This is a genomic window from Providencia sp. wls1914, assembly GCF_009706645.1.
In the GTDB taxonomy this organism is placed as follows: domain Bacteria; phylum Pseudomonadota; class Gammaproteobacteria; order Enterobacterales; family Enterobacteriaceae; genus Providencia; species Providencia zhijiangensis.
Window position 1 is genome coordinate 50,864 of sequence record NZ_WLUN01000012.1, and the last position, 19,438, is coordinate 70,301.

Genomic DNA, 19,438 nt, shown 5'->3' on the forward strand with positions numbered 1-19,438 from the left:
AATGACTAATATCGAAGCCCAAAAAATTATTGAACGAATTGATTCAATGCCGCTGTATCTTCATGCTTATGCATTCCATTTAAACATGAGAAAAGAGCGAATTTTACCCGATGATTTATTAGAGATAGCGAAAAAGCTTTATTTAACTGGCGCTAAAATCCATGTTGAAGATGGCGAAACTCAAGCACTGAAAACTATGAGTGACGAGCAATTAGAGGCATTTGGACAAAAAGCCAAAGAGTATAATCTCGACCTTAAAATTGAAACTAGCTCATCCGCAGCTAGCGCTATTGATGAAGCGGTACATATTGCGTTGAAAACCGGGGCAAGTTCTATTCGCTTTTACCCTCGCTATGAAGGCAACCTGCAAGACGTACTTCAAAAGGTCAAAGGGGATATTCAATACATCAAAGAGACCTATGAGCACACAGGGCTGAAATTTGTTATTGAACAACATGAAGATTTAAAAAGTCATGAATTAAATCAATTGGTTGAAGACGCCAATTTCCCTAATTTTTCATTACTGTTTGATTTTGGCAATATGTTTAATGCCAACGAGCTTCCACTAGAAGCATTCGAAAACATGAAAAACAACATTACCCAAGTGCATATGAAAGATGCAATACGTGTTCCTGAAGGCAAGGGTTTTGGTCATAAAGCCAGTCTTTCTGGTGAAGGGGAAGTTCCCGTCAAAACATTATTAAAGCAATTGATTTGCTTAGGCGATGAACAACCTCAAGTGGTTTCATTCGGTTTAGAAGAGGAAGTGGATTACTATGCGCCAGCATTTCGTTTTGATGATGAAGGCGATAATCCATGGATCCCTTACCGCGGAGCTAGTGAAACTCCGATGCCAGTCGAGGGGCTCGATGCCCGGTTAGAAAAAGAGCTCAATGATGCGATGAATCAGCTTACGTTCATCAAAAATATCGCTGAAGAGTTAAAGCAAGAAGCACTCGCAGTTCTTAATAAATAGCCCTTCTTTCCATAATAAAAAATCCGATTTCGTGAATAACGTCATCGGATTTTTTATCGATTAAGATTCTATTTTTTATCATACACACTCGGCACAAACACATTTCGCTCGATCATTTTCTCGATTTGCTTATTTAAAATAGTCTCTCGATAGTGTTTATGATTGCCTTGTGGCTCATGTAAGTAGGTATTTTTCGGGTAAATTGGTGTTTCATAAATGAGCTGAGCGCATTCAGTTCGAATATCTTTCAGCCAGTTACTCACCGAGGCATTTGCGCGGTGATGACGCATCGCTTCAATATCAATCACCCCATAAACATAGGTTGAACCGTTAGTATCCTCTTGTTTACCCACAATTTTACCCTTGTAGTCCACAATCAGTGAGCGACCACCGCCACAGTCAATTGGTGCTTGTGTAGTCGGGAACATATACATTGAGCCAATATTCGGTGCCACAACATAGAAGTTATTTTCCAACGCACGGGCGCGGTTAGAAATTTCAAACAGGTCATTTTCAGTAAATGGTGTCGGTAATGAGGCGCGATACACCACCTCTGCCCCATTTAATGCCAGACCACGACCGTTTTCAGGGAAGTTGCCTTCCATGGCCATCATTACCCCTAATCGACCAATTTCAGTATCAACAACTGGCCAAAAAGATTGTAATGAGCGCCCATATTTTTTTATCCACTCATCGTACAGATCATGAGGCGATGCCGAACGCTCACACGGCAGCAAAGAGGACATTTTATGGTGTTTCAGGATAATGTTGCCTTTGGGATCAATAACAAACCCAACGTTAAACATAATTCCCGGCCAATCAGGATCACGGGTTTTCGCTTGCGCCATGATGTACACATTTTGAGATTTCGCTAACTCTCCCAGCCTGTCAGTCTCTGGGCCAGGGATATCAATGGCGCCATCTTTTAAAAATTCAGCAATCGGTAAATCTAGGGCTTCATCGTTGAAACCTTGTAAAGCCCCTTCAGGAAGAACGAGTAAACGAACAGGGAGATCCAATGAAGATAGCCACAGCGCACCATGAGATAGCTCTTCAAGATGGTCGATATTTTTCATAATATCGCTACGCGTTTTTATTCCCCACGTTGTTGGCACTAAACCCACTACACCATATGGCTTTATCATAATAATTCTCCGATTCTATTTTCGATTTACCTGCATTTGGTATTGTTCAAAAATCAAACTTATCGAATATTATTCACATGTTAAATTTATGTCAAATAAATATTAAATTTCATTTTTTGGATATTCACTCTTAATCTGTTCAATATTTAAGACTAATATTTAAAATAAAAAATCAGGCTATAAACATATTAACAATCTAGCAATTATCTTATTAATTATAAATATAACCTTGCGTTATTTTATTTTAAAATCATTTAATATCAATATCATGAAATTTTGTTATTATTTTTAATTTCCGCTTAAAACTAATATAGGAAAGCATTTTCATTCTTAAAAATAGAAACAAAAATAGTGAGTAAATATAAGATTTATTAATATTTAATCCAAAAACAAAAACTGCAATAAATATCCTATTCCTGCATTTATTGTACATTTCATTAACATTTCTATTGTGATTTAACTTAAAAAAGTAAAGTGTAATGTCGGCTTTTCAGATTTAAAAAATATACGTACTTGCCATTAAAAAAATATCGGTCGAATAACGATTAGAGAGTGATTTATGACAATACAAACATCTGAAATTACATCTGTCTCCTCAAAGCGCACGACCTTCAAAGTCATGCTGGTTTGCTGGCTAAGCATTTTATTTGAAGGTTATGACGTGGGGGTGATGGGTGCTGTTTTACCGACACTCTCTGAATATAAAGAGTGGAATTTAACCCCTATTGAATTAGGCGCCTTGAGCAGTTACACCCTCGTGGGAATGTTCTTTGGTGCTTTTATTATTGGAACATTAAGCGAGTTATATGGTCGACGACGCATGCTATTAATCTGCGTTACGCTATTTTCGTCCACCATGTTAGCCACTGCTTTAGCGCCAACACCTTGGTTTTTTGGATTAATGCGTTTTATCGGCGGAATCGGACTTGGGGGTGTGATCCCTGTCGCAGCCGCGCTCACCATTGAATATTCACCAACCGAAAAACGGTCGTTTAACTATGCCATTATGTACTCAGGCTACTCTCTGGGTATCTTATGTGCCGCCTTAGTCGCGATTGCTATTCTTAGTCAATTTGGTTGGCGTGGTGTGATGATAGTTGGGTCGTTGCCCTTATTATTAATTTGGCCAATGTCCCGCCTGTTACCAGAGTCAATTGAATACCTCAATAACCGAGGGCAACACGAAAAAGCGAGAAAACTGGCGGAGAAACTTGAAGTCACCTATCACGAACCCGTGAAGCTAGAAAAGCAGGCTTCTCGTAGCCTAAAAGAAGTCGTCGCGATTATCTTTTCCAAAGATTACCTGCGAGCAACTTGCTGTTTTTGGGTCGCGCTGTTCTGTGGAGGCTTCATCGTTTACGGCTTAAATACGTGGCTGCCATCCATCATGCGTAAAGAAGGTTATGATCTTGGCTCCAGCTTAACGTTCTTAGTGGTGTTCAGTTTATCTTCTGCGCTAGGCGGGTTATTCCTTGGGAAAGTCGCCGATAAATGCGGCGCTCGCGGCACAGTTGCATTCTTCTTTATGCTCGGTGCTATGGGGATTGGATTGATGGTCTTCAAGCAAAATATCTATATGAATTATTTGCTTGTTGGTCTCGCGGGGATTGGCTGTATTTCTGCACCATTAATTTTGACCGGCTATGTCGCCCATTTCTATCCATCCAGTGTGCGAGCTTCTGCAACAGGTTGGACAATGAGTATCTCCCGTGTCGGAGCCATGTCAGGCCCTATGTTTGGTGCCTATATTGCCAGCCTTGGGGTCACCAGTAGTTGGAACTTTGCCGCGTTCTCTGCGGTAACGGTAATAGGCGGTATTGCCGTAATGCTACTGCCAAGTAAACGCTTATAAACCCAAAAACAAAATCCCCTCGGTAATTTCGAGGGGATTTTTATCAATACCAATTACCAGAAACGAGCAATTTGTTCACGCAGTGCTTCTGCGGTGGCTTTTCCTTTTTCCCCAACCAATGCACGCCCAGCAATAAAGGCTTTAGCTTTGATATCTTCGAAAAGGTGAATATCTTCTGGCACAATCCCGCCAGTTATCGACAGTTCGAGTCCTAAATCAGAAAGTTGGCGCATTTTAGTGAGATCTTCAGGTCCCCAGCCCACGCCAGCGAGCTCAGCATCACGAGAACGGTGGTAAATCGCCTGTTTGATCCCTAAGTCTACCCAGCGCTTCGCATCGTCTAATGTCCAGTTACCATACAGTTCAATTTGGATTTCACGACCAAATTCATCCGCTACTTTTTTACATGCCGTGATAGTGGCAATATGCGCCGCTGCCGAAACCGTGATCCAATCCGCGCCTGCTTCGAACGCCATTTTCGATAAAATCGCACCGCCGTCCGTGGTTTTCATATCGCAAACAATAATGTGTGATGGATGATTTTTACGTAGGGTTGAAACCGCATTCATGCCTTCCGCAAAAGCCAAAATAGTACCAATTTCAATCACATCAACAAAAGACTCCACATTGTCAGCAACCGCCAGCGCATCTTTCAGATTGGTTTGGTCTAATGCAATTTGAATTAAAGGTTTAGTCATTTGATTATCCTAGTGTTTTAGATTAAATCGGGTATCTGGTGAATAATGGCCTAAGCCAATGCCGCATCAATCACCTGATAGACCTCATCTGCACTGGTGCAGCGGCGAATTTTATCGAGGTCAATCCCCGTTTCGCTCTCTTCATCATCCAATACTTGAGTCACTTCCATTAAGCCTTCCATATGTTCATCAGAAGAACTTCCCGCGAGTGTAATGAGGACATCCACAGGCTCACTTTCCCCATCAAATAAAATCGGTTCTTTTAATGTCACCAAGGCAAATGCGGTTTTTAAAACACCATTTTCTGGGCGGGCATGAGGTAAGGCTAAATTAGGTGCAATACAGATATAAGGGCCTAACTCTTTGACGCTGCTAATAATGGCTTCATGGTAATCCGGCAAAATCGCCCCAGATGCGATGAGCATATCGGTGCCAATCTTAATTGCATCCTGCCAATTATCCGCTGAGGCATGTAATTTAATGGAATTGTTATCCATTAGAGATTGTTTGAAACCCATGGCATTGCTCTCCTATCGTCATGGGCATACATCACTGAATCCCCATGACAAATTTAGTTATTGGATTTATTTCGATTCACTAAAGTTATTATGAATAATCGCCAGTAATTCATCGCCAAATGAATTAGGATTTAACATATTCTGCACACCCAGTACGAATTTACCTTCCCCCGCATCCATTTCAGAAGAGAGATGCTTGGAAGAGACAATAATGTCTGTATTCGCCAATTTTGATTTGTAATCAGAGACGGCGCAGGAATCCATCACATGAGGAATGCCTTTACCTTCAAGGTACTTAGCAATTTTCATTTTCATCATCATCGATGAACCTTGCCCATTACCACATACCGCGAGAATACTGACGGGTCTAGCTCCCGTTGAAATAGGCTGTTCTGTCGCTTCAACTGACGTATTTTCAACACTCAGCTCCACTTGTGGCTCTGCTGCCGCAGCGGCTTGTGCATCTTCTTCCGCACGCAATCTTTTCGACGCAAAGTACATGTAAACAAACGACAGTCCAATCAAGACAAAGAAGAAATATTTGGAGAAGGAAAGCCCCTGCATCACTGGTGGGAAAACTAACGCCCAGTCGGCCATGCCCATCCAACCGCTAAAATCCGTTCCTTGCTGGCTAAATAATGAAATTGCCCATGCAGACCCAACAACTTCAATAATTCCCATCACGAAACAGATTTTCATGACCGCTTTCCAGCCACCGAAATGGTTGGCAAATACCCCAATTGTCGCATTGGAGAAGAACATCGGGATAAAACCGGGAATAATCATGATCGGGGAACTTAATCCCAACATAATCAATACCGCAGTAAACTGTCCCAACGCCCCCCACATAAAGCCGAATACCATGGCATTAGGAGAGAAAGCGTAAATTGCGGCACAGTCAATGGCGAGTACCGCGTTAGGAATAACGCGCTCGGAAATCCCTTTAAACGCTTCAGAAAGCTCAGCAACAAACATCCGCACGCCAGTAACAATAATCTGAATGGCAACCGCGAATTTCAAACCCGTTTCGAGAATATAGATAGTCCAATGGGTTTTCCCTGCCATTTCTTGTAAGTTAGTTAACCCAAAGGAAAGAAGAATAATGCCGAAGAAAACGGTCATCACAATCGCGGTGGCAGCGATGCTATCATGGAAAATATGCAGCCATTTCGGTAGTTTAAGATTATCAACGCTATCGTTTTTATCACCGAGTTTATGGGCAATTTTAGTGGCAACCCATGATGCGACTTGCTGCTGGTGACCGATTGAAAACCCTGCTCCACCTGTAACAGATTCCGTTGGCTTAAACATAATATTGGATGAAATGCCCCAATACAGCGCCATGAGAACGGCTGAGTAGATAATGGTTTCCCACATGCTGGTGCCCAGCACAAAATAGAATACGGCGATCAATCCCGCTTGCTGGAACATGATATGCCCCGTCAGCATTATGGTGCGGATCCCCGTAATACGGCGGAAAAGTACCAAAAGAATATTAATCGCCAATGCAATCAGAACCGTATATCCAACCCATGAATAGTTATCCCCCATGGTTTCCATGGTGGCCATCATTGAGGTGTATGGGTCGATAACTGAACCGGTAAGGTGATGATACTCTGACATTTTTGCAATGACAGGTTTGAAGCTGGAGACTAATGTATCGGCTCCCACTTGCACTAACATAAAGCCGACAATCGTTTTTATGGTTCCCTTCAGGATGGTTGTGCCATCTCTCTTTAGAAGCCAGTAGCCAATCAATGTCACTAATCCCAGTAATAACGGGGCTTTGGTCATCACTTGGCTGTAAAAAATATAGAATGAGTCATACAGAAAATCCATATTTTTACCCCTAAATCAAATTTAGTGTGAATTATTATCTTATTTAAAATTACATTACCCTGATCACAGACAAGCATTCTCACGCTATAATCAAACAGTTCATCAATTTAATCACTCAAACACATTTTGTAATCATAAGTAATCACCATTTGCTCATTTATGATTATTTGAAGTGACACTTTTTGACCAGTAAAAAACCCTACATTTGTTGAGCCGATCACAACAAATATAGTAAAAATCAATATTTACATATAGTTAAAGAATTAATTTGGCATGGGTAATTTTTGAATTTAGTGAGTTGACAATTTTCACCATGATCATATAGAATCAAATTCAATCATTTTGAATCAAAAGTTGTCATGATACTGTGATTATAATAATCATCACTAAAGACGAAAAATGATTATACAGAAATAAGGCGCTACACATGAATGAGACACAAAGACATCATGAAATTTTGTCTTTATTGAAAGAAAATCAAATCATTAACGTATCTTTTATCACAAAACATTTTGATATCTCGCCTGCAACTGCTCGCCGAGATATCGCCAAGCTGGACGAGCAAGGCAAACTCAAAAAAATACGTAATGGTGCAGAGCGCATTGAAGAAAAAAGACTCAGATGGTCACCGCTGAATATCAACAGCACCGACCATTATGAGGAAAAATCACAAATCGCCATGAAAGCGGCAGAACTTTGCCAACCGGGAGATAGCGCCGTTATCAACTGTGGATCCACCGCATTTTTGCTAGGACAGCAACTGTGTGGAAAAGGCGTCCAGATAGTGACGAACTATTTCCCTCTCGCCAGCTATTTGATTGAAGAAGAACATGAAGATGTGGTTCTGATTGGCGGGCAATATAACCGAACACAAGGTATTTTCCTCAATCCAGCATTAAGCACATTGATGGGATATGCCGGAAACTGGATGTTTACTTCAGGGAAAGGTTTAACCGAAACAGGGCTGTACAAAACAGATATGCTGACTGCGGTCGCGGAGCAACAGATGCTCGATCGTATTGATAAATTGGTTGTTGTTGTGGATAGCTCAAAAGTTGGAAGTCGAACAGGCATGTTATTTTGCCCTGCCGAAAAAATTGACTATCTCATCACTGGTAAGAACGCCGACCCGAAAATTATCAAAGCCATCGAAGCCCAAGGCACGCAAGTCATCCTTGTATAATTAGATTAACTATCTAATTCAACGAATTAACAAATTTATTCTGTATTTCGCCTTATTTTCATGAATAAGGCGCTAATCCCTTACATTTGAAATTCTGGATAGGAAAGGTGTTGCTATGAGTAAAGTAAATGAAATTACCCGTGAATCTTGGATTTTAAGCACATTCCCTGAGTGGGGAACCTGGCTCAATGAAGAGATCGAAAAAACCGTCGTAGAACCCAACACATTTTCTATGTGGTGGCTGGGCTGTACAGGTATTTGGTTGAAAAGCGAAGGTAACACCAACATTTCCATCGATTTTTGGTGTGGAACTGGCAAAAAAACCCAGAAAAACCCACTGATGAATCAGCAGCATCAAATGATGCGTATGGGTGGTGTTGAAGCCCTGCAACCCAACTTACGTACCTCAATTTTTCCGCTCGACCCATTTGCGATTAAAGATGTCGATGCCATTTTGGCATCCCATGACCACGCTGACCATATTGATGTCAACGTTGCGGCAGCAGTACTACAAAACTGCGGAGACCACGTTAAATTTATTGGTCCACAAGCCTGCGTCAACCTATGGACAGGTTGGGGTGTACCGGAAGATCGCTGCATTGTGGCCAAAGTGGGCGATGTGATTGAAGTCGGCGATATGAAAATCCGTGTTTTAGACTCGTTCGACCGTACAGCGCTAGTGACCTTACCAAAAGGCGTTTCTTCCTATGACAAAGCCATTTTGGACGGTATGGATGAGCGTGCAGTAAACTATTTGATTGAAACCACTGGTGGCTCGCTGTATCACTCTGGGGATTCTCACTATTCCAACTACTATGCGGCGCACGGCAACCGCTACAATATCGATGTTGCCCTGCTTTCTTACGGCGAAAACCCGCGCGGTGTCACCGACAAAATGACCTCTTCCGATATTTTGCGTGCCGCAGAATCACTAGATTGCACGACGGTTATTCCATTCCACCACGATATTTGGGCTAACTTCCAAAATGACCCTCGTGAAATTGAAGTGCTATGGAATATGAAAAAAGAGCGTCTGCAATATAAATTTTCCCCATTCTTCTGGCAAGTTGGCGGGAAATATACCTACCCAACCGATAAAGGGCGCATGCATTATCAGCATTTCAGAGGCTTCCAAGATATCTTTAAAAACGAACCTGAATTGCCGTACAAAGCCTTTTTGTAAGATTGTTCACATCGTTTTATTGCGCTTTTTAGACCTGATAATCAACATTATCAGGTCTTTTTTAATCAAAAAACGCCCTGAAAATTATTTTCAATTCCCTGCATCCAAATTCATTTCCTTGTCGTCTCTCTTATTGATACCCATACAACAAGGAAATAATAATGAACATTCGCATCGCAGCCACGCTGTTAAGCCTGTTTGCCTTTTCGGCAGCAGCCTCCGATATTTCAACCCAACAAACCGCGTTGGGTCAGGTTTATACCAATAACCAAGGTATGACGCTCTATTACTTTGACAATGATAAACCCGACCAATCCGTTTGCTATGATGATTGCGCCAAACTCTGGCCACCATTATTAGTGAACGATGAAACATCATCCCTACCCGGTTTAAATAAAATCCAACGTAAAGATGGAAAAATGCAGTGGACAATGAACCACCAGCCTCTCTATTTGTGGAGCAAAGATCAAAAGCCCGGTGATGTCACAGGTGCAGGGGTTAAAAATATTTGGTCAATTGCTCGAGCAGACAGTGTCCCCGTTAATGTATATAGCACCGATAACGGTAAAATTTTAACCAATAAAGCGAAGATGTCGCTCTACACCTTCACTAAAGACAGTGATGGACTATCATCATGTAATGGTGATTGCGCAATTAAGTGGCCACCATTAGCGGCACAACAAGGTGATGTAGCCAGTGCTCCATTTAGCGTTATCACTCGCCAAGATGGTTCCTATCAGTGGGCTTACCAAGGCAAGCCATTGTATACATGGATAAACGATCAGAAACCAGGTGATATCACAGGCGATAAAGTGGCAAATGCTTGGAATTTGGTTATTTTGCCATAACGTTATGAGGTGAACGTGAGCGCAGAAAACAATGAGCTAGAAACGTTATTTTCGCAGATAAAAATGGGAGATCAGCACGCTTTTGAGCGCTTTTATGGCCTAACAAATCGTAAGTTATATGGGCTGCTGGTCAATATCGTTGCTGACAGAGATATCGCGGCGGATCTCCTGCATGAGGGATATCTCAAGATCTGGTTCTCAGCATCGAGCCATTATGTAATATCGCCTTGGGCATGGTGCTGCCAGTTAATGCGTAATTTAGCGATAGATCATGTCAGAAAACAGAGGCGCATGCCGAAGTTTGAAGATATCGAGCTCTCCCCAGAGATTGCTATTGATGACCCTGTTTCTGAGGATTCACAGAAGCTCGACCGCTGTTTTCTCGCGCTCACCACTGAAAAACAGCAAGCCATAAAGCTTGCTTATATTCATGGTTATTCTCATGAAGAAATCGTGAAGCGCCTTGCTCACCCTCTAGGCACTATCAAATCATGGATACGACGAGGCTTAAAGGAGCTAAAACAATGCATAAGCGCCTAACACCGCTTCGTTATAGCAACCCAGCCATACGCGAACATTTGGTGAGCCAGTATGTGCTCGGCACATTATCAACCAACGCCAGAAAGCGCTTAGAATCCTTGATGGCTAGCGATACCTCTTGGGCTGAATTAGTCGCTCAGTGGCATGCATATCTTTATAGGCTAGAACCAATGGCAGTTGATAAGCCACCATCATGGGTATGGAAAGATATTGAATCGGTGATCAGTAAAAAAGAAAAAATACCGTTTTATCACCGTGTTTGGCAATACAAATGGTCACTCATCCCATGGGGGTGTTCTCTCTTTTTGTTCGTTTTTTCCAGCGTGATGTTACTGCAACCAACCCCTCAAGTTGCTACGCCGAGCTATATCGCGACCATGTCATCTCAAGAGAGAAATGACCATTTTGTACTAATGGCATACAAAGGGGATAAACCCGGAAAATCTCGCCTTCAATTGGAATGGAACAGCCAATATCCATTACCAGAAGGTAATCTGGGAAATGCAATGATTTGGGCTAAGGACAAGGTAACTGGGGAAATTTCATTGCTGGGGCGTTTTAATGAATTGCAATCCACTCGCTTACTCACCCCTACCGAGTGGAAAATGATCAAAAACAGTAGTGAGCTGTTGATCACCGAAAATAGTGAGCCAAATAGCACTGTCTTATTTAAAGGGGCCTGTATTGAGTTACTCAGTTCCACTTAATACCGCCACACTTCATTGAAAAAAGTCAGCATTTTTTACGATGCTGACCTTACTCCATTAAGGGATCACACCCAGCAATTTAAACCAGAAATAATCCAGCGGCACCAAGAGGAAAAAGGTCAAAATAAACAAGATTAGACATAACCTTACCCCATCCATTAACGGCACTTTCCCCATTCCCATCGCAACAACAATCGGAGACGCTTGATAAGGTAATAAAGGTGTCGAATAACCGATAACTTGTACCATGAGAACCGCAATCAGCGGTAAGCCCGTGGCATTAGAGAGCGATTCCGCTAACGGGGTATATAGCGCAGGAACACCGTTTGCCGTCACCACAAAGTTTAAGCCGCTGGTCAGTCCCACTAAGCTACCAAAATCCATAAATGGGCTATTTGGGTCAAGTGGCAGCATCTTTTGTAAGTAAGTACCAACCACCATCCCAACATTGGAATAACTCACCAATGTTGCTAGGCTCAAAATCCCTGCGACATAAATACAAGTGCGGATATTCACAGCTTTAACAAACTCGTCATTAGTGACAAAACCGACTTTAGGTAGCAAGCAGAAACATGCCGCGACTAACCCCACCCATGCCGGTGAAATACCGTGTGTGGTATCCGTTATCCAGAAAAGCAAGGTGACTGCCAACACAACACCGAGCTTTTTCTCATCGCGGCTCATAGGTGGTAAGGTTTTTTGCTCAACCACCTGCTGCAATTTGGCGGGAAACAGGAAATAGATACACAACACCACCAGCGCACCTTTAATCAGTCCCAAGATTGGCATGTGCAAGAACAGGTAATTTAAATAGGAAAGTTTAAGGTGATAAGTGGTTTCTATCGCCCCCGCCATAACAAGGTTGGGAACGTTTGCAGGCAGCACGGTTGCAGAAAGTTGGAAGGTACCAAAACCGACCGCCAACGCTAACCCGATGCGCCCTCGGCTGCCACTTTCTAGCCCGACTTTATCCGCGATTGCCATTACAATCGGCATCAGTAACGCAATTCGTCCCATATTCGACGGCATAATAAATGCCAACCCATACGCGAGGATCACCACGCCAATGATCAATGAGAGCCAAGATTTGGTAAAACGTCCTGAGATATGCTGCGCAATACGTTCCGCCAGCCCCACTTTATTGATGGCAAACCCAAGAATAAAGCCGCTTAAAACGAGCCAAAATGCTTCTGAGGTGAACCCCGAGAAAATCACATTGGTTGGCGCTAAATGTAAACATGCCGCTGCTGCTAAAAACAGTAGTGCTACTAAATATTCTGGTAGTTTTCCTGTCGCCCAAAACCCTATTGTGATTGCGATGACAACCGCACTTAACCATTCAATCTCTGCCATCCACGTAACCTTCTGCTGATTTTTATTGTTGTTTATTATTGCTCAATACTGCATCAAGAAAATTAAGTATACGTGAAATTGATAGCGAATAGATGCATACCCAATCAACTAATTAACATCGGATTGTTATAGTTCAGCGGGGAAATTTAAATGGTGTGTAAGAATAGATAAGTAATAAAAAGCCGGTGTACTTTTACAGGACACCGGCTGGATTTTTAAATCAGGGCGAGATTACTCAACAGTCACTGATTTTGCCAAGTTACGCGGCTGATCCACGTCAGTTCCTTTGATTAACGCAACATGGTAAGAAAGCAGCTGCAGAGGAACAGTGTAGAAAATTGGGGCGATCAACTCTTCCACATGTGGCAGGGAAACAATTTTCATGTTTTCACTTGCCACAAAGCCAGCATCTTGATCAGCGAACACATACAGCAGGCCACCACGTGCGCGAACTTCTTCAATGTTAGATTTCAGTTTTTCTAACAGTTCGTTGTTCGGTGCAACGATGATAACCGGCATATCCGCATCAATTAATGCTAATGGGCCATGTTTTAATTCGCCCGCGGCATATGCTTCAGCGTGGATATACGAAATCTCTTTCAGTTTCAGTGCGCCTTCAACAGCGATAGGGAACTGATCGCCACGACCTAAGAACAGCGCATGGTTTTTGTCTGAGAAATCTTCCGCTAACGCTTCAATCACTTTGTCTTGAGACAGCATGCTTTCAATACGCGCTGGCAGTGCGTGAAGTGCATGAGCAATACGCTCTTCCAGTTCTGGGTTAGCCCCTTTCAAGCGTCCCATATACGCCACCAGCATCAACAATACCGTTAATTGGGTTGTGAATGCTTTGGTGGAAGCGACGCCAATTTCCGCGCCCGCTTTGGTCATCAGCGAAAACTCAGATTCACGGACTAATGAAGATGCGCCAACATTACAAATCGCCAGAGACGTTAAGTAACCCAGTTCTTTAGACAAACGCAGAGCGGCTAGTGTGTCCGCCGTTTCCCCTGATTGGGAAATGGTGATCATCAAGCTGCCTTTACGGTGTGCCGGTTTGCGGTAACGGTATTCAGACGCAATTTCCACGTCACAAGGAATACCCGCCAGTGATTCAAACCAGTAACGCGCAACCATACCTGCGTTGTAGGAAGTTCCGCAGGCGACGATTTGGATATGGTCGACTTTAGACAGTATTTCGCTGGCTTTCGGACCTAATTCGCTCAGGTCGATACCATTGTCTTGGTTAAAACGCCCTTCAAGAGTGTTTTTAATCGCCATCGGCTGTTCATAAATCTCTTTTTGCATGTAATGGCGGTATGCACCTTTATCACCTGCATCGTATTGAACATTCGATTCGATTTGCTCACGTTCAACTGGTGCGCCTTGCTTATCAAAAATACGCACAGTGCGACGAGTGACTTCCGCAATATCCCCTTCTTCTAGGTAGATAAAACGGCGAGTCACAGGCAATAATGCCAGTTGGTCAGAAGCTAAGAAGTTTTCGCCAACACCCAAACCGATAACCAACGGGCTACCAGAGCGTGCTGCGACTAATAATTCTGGGTTGCGGCTATCCATAATCACGGTGCCATAAGCGCCACGTAATTGCGGGATCACGCGCTGAACCACTTCCAGTAATGTGCCGCCTTGCTGCTGTTCATGATGAACAAGGTGCGCAATTACTTCCGTGTCAGTGTCTGAACTAAAGATATAGCCAAGTTTTTTCAGCTCTTCTTTCAGTTCTAAATAGTTCTCGATAATTCCGTTATGAACAACGGCAATATAACCCGAGGTATGAGGGTGAGCGTTACGCTCGCTTGGAATACCATGAGTCGCCCAGCGAGTATGCGCGATACCCGTTCCACCAGAAACTGGGTTCTTTTCTGCTTCTTCCGCCAGCATTTGTACTTTACCGACTTCACGTAAGCGTTGCAGATGACCTTCATGATCAACCACCGCCATACCCGCAGAGTCATAACCACGGTATTCTAAACGGCGAAGACCTTCTAACAGAATTTCCGCGATATCACGTTGTGCGACAGCACCAACAATTCCACACATATTAAGTTATTCCTAAATAAAGGGGTTATTCCCCTCTTATTGTCGCAACCTGATTATTGTTCAGCTTTCGCTGTTCCCCAGCCTTGTAGAAACGGGGAATTTATTGTTTTGTTTGCTACTTTGTAGCGATTTTTATATTAAAAAATACTGACCGACATTGCTTAGACTGCTAATTCTTAGATAGCTAATTTGTTCATAGCTAATCATAGGAGAGACTTGAATATCTCTCCTCTATATTTACTTATGTTTTATTTACTTATTTTTTCTTTACTGGGCGCTGCCAGTTTTTAATGTGTGTCTGTTTCACGCGGCTCACCACCAGCTCACCTTCGTTAATATCACGAGTGACCGTGGTACCAGCACCAATGGTTGCGCCATTAGCCACACTCACTGGAGCAACTAACTGAGTGTCAGAGCCAACAAACACATCATCACCAATAACTGTTTTAAATTTATTCACACCATCATAATTACAGGTGATCGTGCCCGCACCAATATTCACATTACTACCAATCTGAGCATCACCCAGATAGCTTAAGTGTCCTGCTTTAGAGCCTAAGCCCAGCGTGGCATTTTTCATTTCAACAAAGTTACCCACATGGGATTTCGCTGCTAATTTAGCACCAGGGCGTAAACGAGCGAAAGGTCCAACAGTACATTCCGTGGATAATTCAGAATTTTCAATCACTGAGTATGGGCTGATAACTGAGTTATCGCCAATCACACAGTTTTTCAGTACGCAGCCAGTTTGGATCTGAACGTTATTACCCAGCGTCACGTTACCTTCGATGATCACGTTAGTGTCGATCACCACATCGCGACCGTGAGTTAAGGTTCCGCGAATATCAAAACGCGCAGGATCGATCAGCATCACACCCGCTAACAGTAATTTTTCAGCTTGTTCTTTTTGGTAGATGCGCTCTAACGCCGCTAATTGCAGACGGTTATTAACCCCTTCCATTTCACTGAGGTGGCTTGGGTGAACGGTCGCAATTTTGTTGCCTTCTTTATGAGCAAGGGCAATGATGTCGGTGATGTAGTATTCACCTTGGGCATTGTTATTGTTCAGTTGGCTCAGCCAGCGATTAAAGTCTTTGCCGCTTGCGACCATAATACCGGTGTTGATTTCTTGGATTTTACGCTGCTCTTCGCTGGCATCTTTCTGTTCGATGATACCAACGACTTCGCCGTTTTCACGGATAATGCGACCATAACCGGCTGGTTTATCGAGGATAACTGTCAGTAAGCCAATGCCGCCTTCTGGCTTAGCTTCTACCAGTCGTTGTAATGTGTCTTTCGCAATCAGAGGTACATCGCCATACAGCATGACAATGTCTTCGTCATCTTGGAAGTGGGGAGCGGCTTGCTGCATTGCGTGACCGGTACCCAGTTGCTCCGCTTGCAGAACCCAATTGAGGTTTTGTTCACCCAGTTTTTCTTTCAGTAAATCACCGCCATGTCCGTATACCAGATGAATATCCGACGCACCGATTGATTTCGCAGTATCAATCACATGCTGAACCATTGGTTTACCTGCGAGTAAATGCAGAACTTTAGGTAAGTCTGAATACATCCGTGTGCCTTTACCGGCAGCTAAAATCACGACACTTTTTCTTTGCACAGTCATATTTTCCTGAAACTCCAACTTTGGGGTGAAAGTAAACCTATTTCCTGCATAAATTACTACATATTTCGCACAAATAAAAAAGCCAGTTAGTCAAACTAACTGGCTTTTTCTATATTGCTATCATTACATAAGCTTTTTAGTTAACTCGATAACTCGAAGTTTCGCTATTGCTTTTGCAAGTTCTGCTGATGCCTGAGCATAATCAACATCGCCGTGTGCTTTGCGGACATGTTCTTCCGCTTTGCGTTTAGCTTCCACTGCACGAGCTTCGTCTAAATCTTTACCACGGATCGCTGTATCAGCGAGTACGATAACACCAGTTGGTTGAACTTCTAAGATACCGCCGGAGAGGTAAATTAGTTCTTCTTCGCCAAACTGCTTCGTAATGCGTACCATGCCCGGTTTTATGGCAGTCAGCAGCGGGGTATGCTGCGGATAAATCCCCAACTCACCTTCACTACCTGTCACCTGAATTTTTTGTACTAAGCCTTCAAACATCTGTTTTTCCGCGCTTACTACTTTCAGGTAGTATGTCATTGCAGCTACCATATCAACCTCTCGTCAGATGGATTAAAGCTTTTTCGCTTTTTCCACAGCTTCTTCAATGGTACCAACCATGTAGAACGCTTGTTCTGGCAGGTGGTCGTAATCACCGTTCAGGATGCCGCTGAAGCCACGGATAGTGTCTTTCAGAGAAACGAACTTACCTGGTGAACCGGTAAAGACTTCTGCAACGAAGAATGGTTGAGACAGGAAGCGCTGGATCTTACGAGCACGAGCAACAACCAGTTTGTCTTCTTCAGACAGTTCATCCATACCCAGGATTGCAATAATATCTTTCAGTTCTTGGTAACGTTGCAGAATAGACTGAACGCCACGAGCAACATCATAGTGCTCTTGACCAACTACCAGTGGGTCTAATTGACGGCTGGTAGAATCCAGAGGGTCAACCGCAGGGTAGATACCCAGAGATGCGATTTGACGGCTCAGAACTACAGTTGCGTCTAAGTGAGCAAAGGTGGTTGCTGGTGATGGGTCAGTCAAGTCATCCGCTGGTACGTATACCGCTTGAACGGAAGTGATAGAACCAGTTTGAGTTGAGGTAATACGTTCTTGCAGAACACCCATCTCTTCCGCCAGCGTTGGTTGGTAACCTACCGCTGATGGCATACGACCTAACAGTGCTGATACTTCAGTACCTGCCAGTGTATAACGATAAATGTTGTCAACGAACAGCAGTACGTCACGACCTTCGTCACGGAATTTTTCAGCCATAGTCAGACCAGTCAGCGCAACACGCAGACGGTTTCCTGGTGGCTCGTTCATCTGGCCATAAACCAGTGATACTTTATCCAGAACGTTTGAGTCGGTCATTTCATGATAGAAGTCGTTACCTTCACGGGTACGCTCACCAACACCGGCAAACACTGAGTAACCTGAGTGCTCAATCGCGATGTTACGGATCAGTTCCATCATGTTTACTGTTTTACCAACACCCGCACCACCGAACAGACCTACTTTACCACCTTTCGCGAATGGACAGATTAAGTCCATTACTTTGATACCGGTTTCCAGCAGTTCAGTTGAGTTAGCTAACTCTTCGTAGCTTGGTGCAGCACGGTGAATAGACCAGCGCTCTTCTTCGCCGATATCACCTTTCATGTCGATTGGTTCACCCAGAACGTTCATGATACGTCCCAGAGTTGCTTTACCGACTGGTACTTCGATTGGGTGCTCTAGGTTTACAACTTCTAAACCACGGCTCAGACCGTCTGATGTACCCATTGCGATACAACGGACAACACCACCACCTAACTGTTGTTGAACTTCCAACACCAGTTTTTCTTTACCGTTAATAACCTCAAGAGCATCGTACACTTTTGGTACGTTATCTTGAGGGAACTCGACGTCCACAACGGCGCCGATTACCTGGATAATCTTTCCAGTAGCCATCTTGAATCCTCTACGTAATTCGTAAACCTAGCTGTTAAACCGCGGCAGCACCAGAAACGATCTCGGTCAGTTCCTGAGTAATGCTGGCCTGACGAGCTTTGTTGTAAACCAACTGCAACTCTTTGATCAGGTTTCCACCGTTATCTGTAGCGGCTTTCATCGCTACCATTCGAGCGGCCTGCTCACTAGCTAGGTTTTCAACGACGCCCTGATAAACCTGCGACTCGATATAACGACGCAGCAGGGTATCCAGCAACGCCTTAGGATCGGGTTCATATAAATAATCCCAAGATTTCTTCTTCAGTGTTTCGTCATCGCTTGCAGGCAATGGCAGTAATTGAAGAATTGTTGGCTCTTGAGACATTGTATTGACGAACTTGTTGTTCACCACATACAGTTTATCTAAACGCCCTTCATCATAGGCTTGTAGCATAGAGTTAACTGGGCCAATCAGGTCAGAAAGGGTCGGGTTATCCCCCATTCCGGTTACTTGTGAAACGACATTGCCGCCTACAGAACCGAAGAATGCTACCGCTTTAGAACCGATTAAAGCCAAATCAACCTGAACGTTTTTCTCAGACCACGTTTTCATGTCTGCCAGCAGTTTTTTGAACAGGTTAACGTTCAAACCACCACACAGACCACGGTCTGTTGAAACAACCAAATACCCGACGCGCTTAACTTCACGCTCTTCGAGATATGGGTGTTTATATTCCAGATTACCTAATGCAAGGTGACCAATCACACTGCGCATGGTTTCTGCATAAGGACGGCTGGCCGCCATGCGTTCCTGCGTTTTACGCATTTTGGACGCCGCGACCATTTCCATCGCTTTAGTGATCTTCTGCGTGTTTTGCACGCTTCCAATCTTGGAACGTATCTCTTTTGCGCCGGCCATTTCTGCTTCTCCTTATTAACCAGACGGCCCATAAAAATTCACGGGCCGAATAGT

At 43.5% G+C, this 19,438-nt stretch carries 17 protein-coding genes; 7 read left to right on the forward strand and 10 right to left on the reverse strand.

Going from position 1 to position 19,438, the window contains the following annotated elements; genetic code table 11:
• Position 1: 1 nt before the first annotated feature.
• Complete coding sequence (locus GKR74_RS08335) at positions 2 to 976, forward strand: sugar phosphate isomerase/epimerase family protein (RefSeq protein WP_154603224.1); 975 nt, start codon at positions 2 to 4, stop codon at positions 974 to 976.
• A 68-nt stretch (positions 977 to 1,044) separates the two neighbouring features.
• Here GKR74_RS08335 and GKR74_RS08340 read toward each other — a convergent pair whose 3' ends face one another.
• Positions 1,045 to 2,121 carry a nitrilase-related carbon-nitrogen hydrolase gene (locus tag GKR74_RS08340; RefSeq protein ID WP_154603225.1) on the reverse strand — a complete coding sequence of 359 codons (1,077 nt, stop codon included), beginning with the start codon at positions 2,119 to 2,121 and terminating at the stop codon, positions 1,045 to 1,047.
• A 559-nt stretch (positions 2,122 to 2,680) separates the two neighbouring features.
• Here GKR74_RS08340 and GKR74_RS08345 point away from each other — a divergent pair.
• Positions 2,681 to 3,973, forward strand: a complete 1,293-nt coding sequence (locus tag GKR74_RS08345; protein ID WP_154603226.1) for an MFS transporter — start codon at positions 2,681 to 2,683, stop codon at positions 3,971 to 3,973.
• A 53-nt stretch (positions 3,974 to 4,026) separates the two neighbouring features.
• Here GKR74_RS08345 and GKR74_RS08350 read toward each other — a convergent pair whose 3' ends face one another.
• The 3 genes from GKR74_RS08350 to GKR74_RS08360 form a co-directional block, all read right to left on the reverse strand.
• A complete protein-coding gene (locus GKR74_RS08350; protein ID WP_154603227.1) occupies positions 4,027 to 4,671 on the reverse strand; it encodes a 3-keto-L-gulonate-6-phosphate decarboxylase UlaD in 645 nt (214 codons plus the stop codon).
• Between the two features lie 50 nt (positions 4,672 to 4,721).
• On the reverse strand, positions 4,722 to 5,189 hold the full coding sequence (locus GKR74_RS08355; RefSeq protein ID WP_154603228.1) for a PTS sugar transporter subunit IIA: 468 nt from the start codon (positions 5,187 to 5,189) through the stop codon (positions 4,722 to 4,724).
• 66 nt (positions 5,190 to 5,255) lie between these two features.
• A complete protein-coding gene (locus GKR74_RS08360) occupies positions 5,256 to 7,028 on the reverse strand; it encodes a PTS ascorbate-specific subunit IIBC (RefSeq protein WP_154603229.1) in 1,773 nt (590 codons plus the stop codon).
• A gap of 427 nt (positions 7,029 to 7,455) precedes the next feature.
• On the opposite strand from GKR74_RS08360, the gene ulaR reads away from it, so the two are divergent.
• The 5 genes from ulaR to GKR74_RS08385 all read left to right on the forward strand — a co-directional run bounded on the left by ulaR (position 7,456) and on the right by GKR74_RS08385 (position 11,489).
• The gene (ulaR, locus tag GKR74_RS08365) at positions 7,456 to 8,211 is read left to right on the forward strand and encodes an HTH-type transcriptional regulator UlaR (protein WP_036950625.1); all 756 of its coding nucleotides are present in this window, start codon (positions 7,456 to 7,458) and stop codon (positions 8,209 to 8,211) included.
• A 115-nt stretch (positions 8,212 to 8,326) separates the two neighbouring features.
• The gene (gene ulaG / locus GKR74_RS08370; protein ID WP_154603230.1) at positions 8,327 to 9,394 is read left to right on the forward strand and encodes an L-ascorbate 6-phosphate lactonase; all 1,068 of its coding nucleotides are present in this window, start codon (positions 8,327 to 8,329) and stop codon (positions 9,392 to 9,394) included.
• Positions 9,395 to 9,555: 161 nt separating this feature from the next.
• The gene (locus GKR74_RS08375) at positions 9,556 to 10,242 is read left to right on the forward strand and encodes a hypothetical protein (RefSeq protein WP_154603231.1); all 687 of its coding nucleotides are present in this window, start codon (positions 9,556 to 9,558) and stop codon (positions 10,240 to 10,242) included.
• A 15-nt stretch (positions 10,243 to 10,257) separates the two neighbouring features.
• Complete coding sequence (locus GKR74_RS08380; protein ID WP_181477761.1) at positions 10,258 to 10,782, forward strand: RNA polymerase sigma factor; 525 nt, start codon at positions 10,258 to 10,260, stop codon at positions 10,780 to 10,782.
• The gene (locus tag GKR74_RS08385; RefSeq protein ID WP_154603232.1) at positions 10,767 to 11,489 is read left to right on the forward strand and encodes a hypothetical protein; all 723 of its coding nucleotides are present in this window, start codon (positions 10,767 to 10,769) and stop codon (positions 11,487 to 11,489) included. The genes GKR74_RS08380 and GKR74_RS08385 overlap by 16 nt, the downstream gene beginning before the upstream one ends.
• A gap of 57 nt (positions 11,490 to 11,546) precedes the next feature.
• Here the strand turns inward: GKR74_RS08385 and GKR74_RS08390 are convergent, their stop codons facing one another.
• The 6 genes from GKR74_RS08390 to atpG all read right to left on the reverse strand — a co-directional run bounded on the left by GKR74_RS08390 (position 11,547) and on the right by atpG (position 19,384).
• Positions 11,547 to 12,842 carry an SLC13 family permease gene (locus GKR74_RS08390; RefSeq protein WP_154603233.1) on the reverse strand — a complete coding sequence of 432 codons (1,296 nt, stop codon included), beginning with the start codon at positions 12,840 to 12,842 and terminating at the stop codon, positions 11,547 to 11,549.
• 231 nt (positions 12,843 to 13,073) lie between these two features.
• A complete protein-coding gene (glmS, locus tag GKR74_RS08395; RefSeq protein WP_154603234.1) occupies positions 13,074 to 14,906 on the reverse strand; it encodes a glutamine--fructose-6-phosphate transaminase (isomerizing) in 1,833 nt (610 codons plus the stop codon).
• 256 nt (positions 14,907 to 15,162) lie between these two features.
• Positions 15,163 to 16,533, reverse strand: coding sequence for a bifunctional UDP-N-acetylglucosamine diphosphorylase/glucosamine-1-phosphate N-acetyltransferase GlmU (gene glmU / locus GKR74_RS08400; RefSeq protein WP_154603235.1), 1,371 nt, complete (start codon positions 16,531 to 16,533; stop codon positions 15,163 to 15,165).
• Positions 16,534 to 16,656: 123 nt separating this feature from the next.
• The gene (locus GKR74_RS08405) at positions 16,657 to 17,082 is read right to left on the reverse strand and encodes a F0F1 ATP synthase subunit epsilon (protein ID WP_006660646.1); all 426 of its coding nucleotides are present in this window, start codon (positions 17,080 to 17,082) and stop codon (positions 16,657 to 16,659) included.
• A 21-nt stretch (positions 17,083 to 17,103) separates the two neighbouring features.
• Complete coding sequence (atpD, locus tag GKR74_RS08410) at positions 17,104 to 18,486, reverse strand: F0F1 ATP synthase subunit beta (RefSeq protein WP_006660647.1); 1,383 nt, start codon at positions 18,484 to 18,486, stop codon at positions 17,104 to 17,106.
• 34 nt (positions 18,487 to 18,520) lie between these two features.
• On the reverse strand, positions 18,521 to 19,384 hold the full coding sequence (gene atpG / locus GKR74_RS08415) for a F0F1 ATP synthase subunit gamma (protein ID WP_006660648.1): 864 nt from the start codon (positions 19,382 to 19,384) through the stop codon (positions 18,521 to 18,523).
• Positions 19,385 to 19,438: the final 54 nt, after the last annotated feature.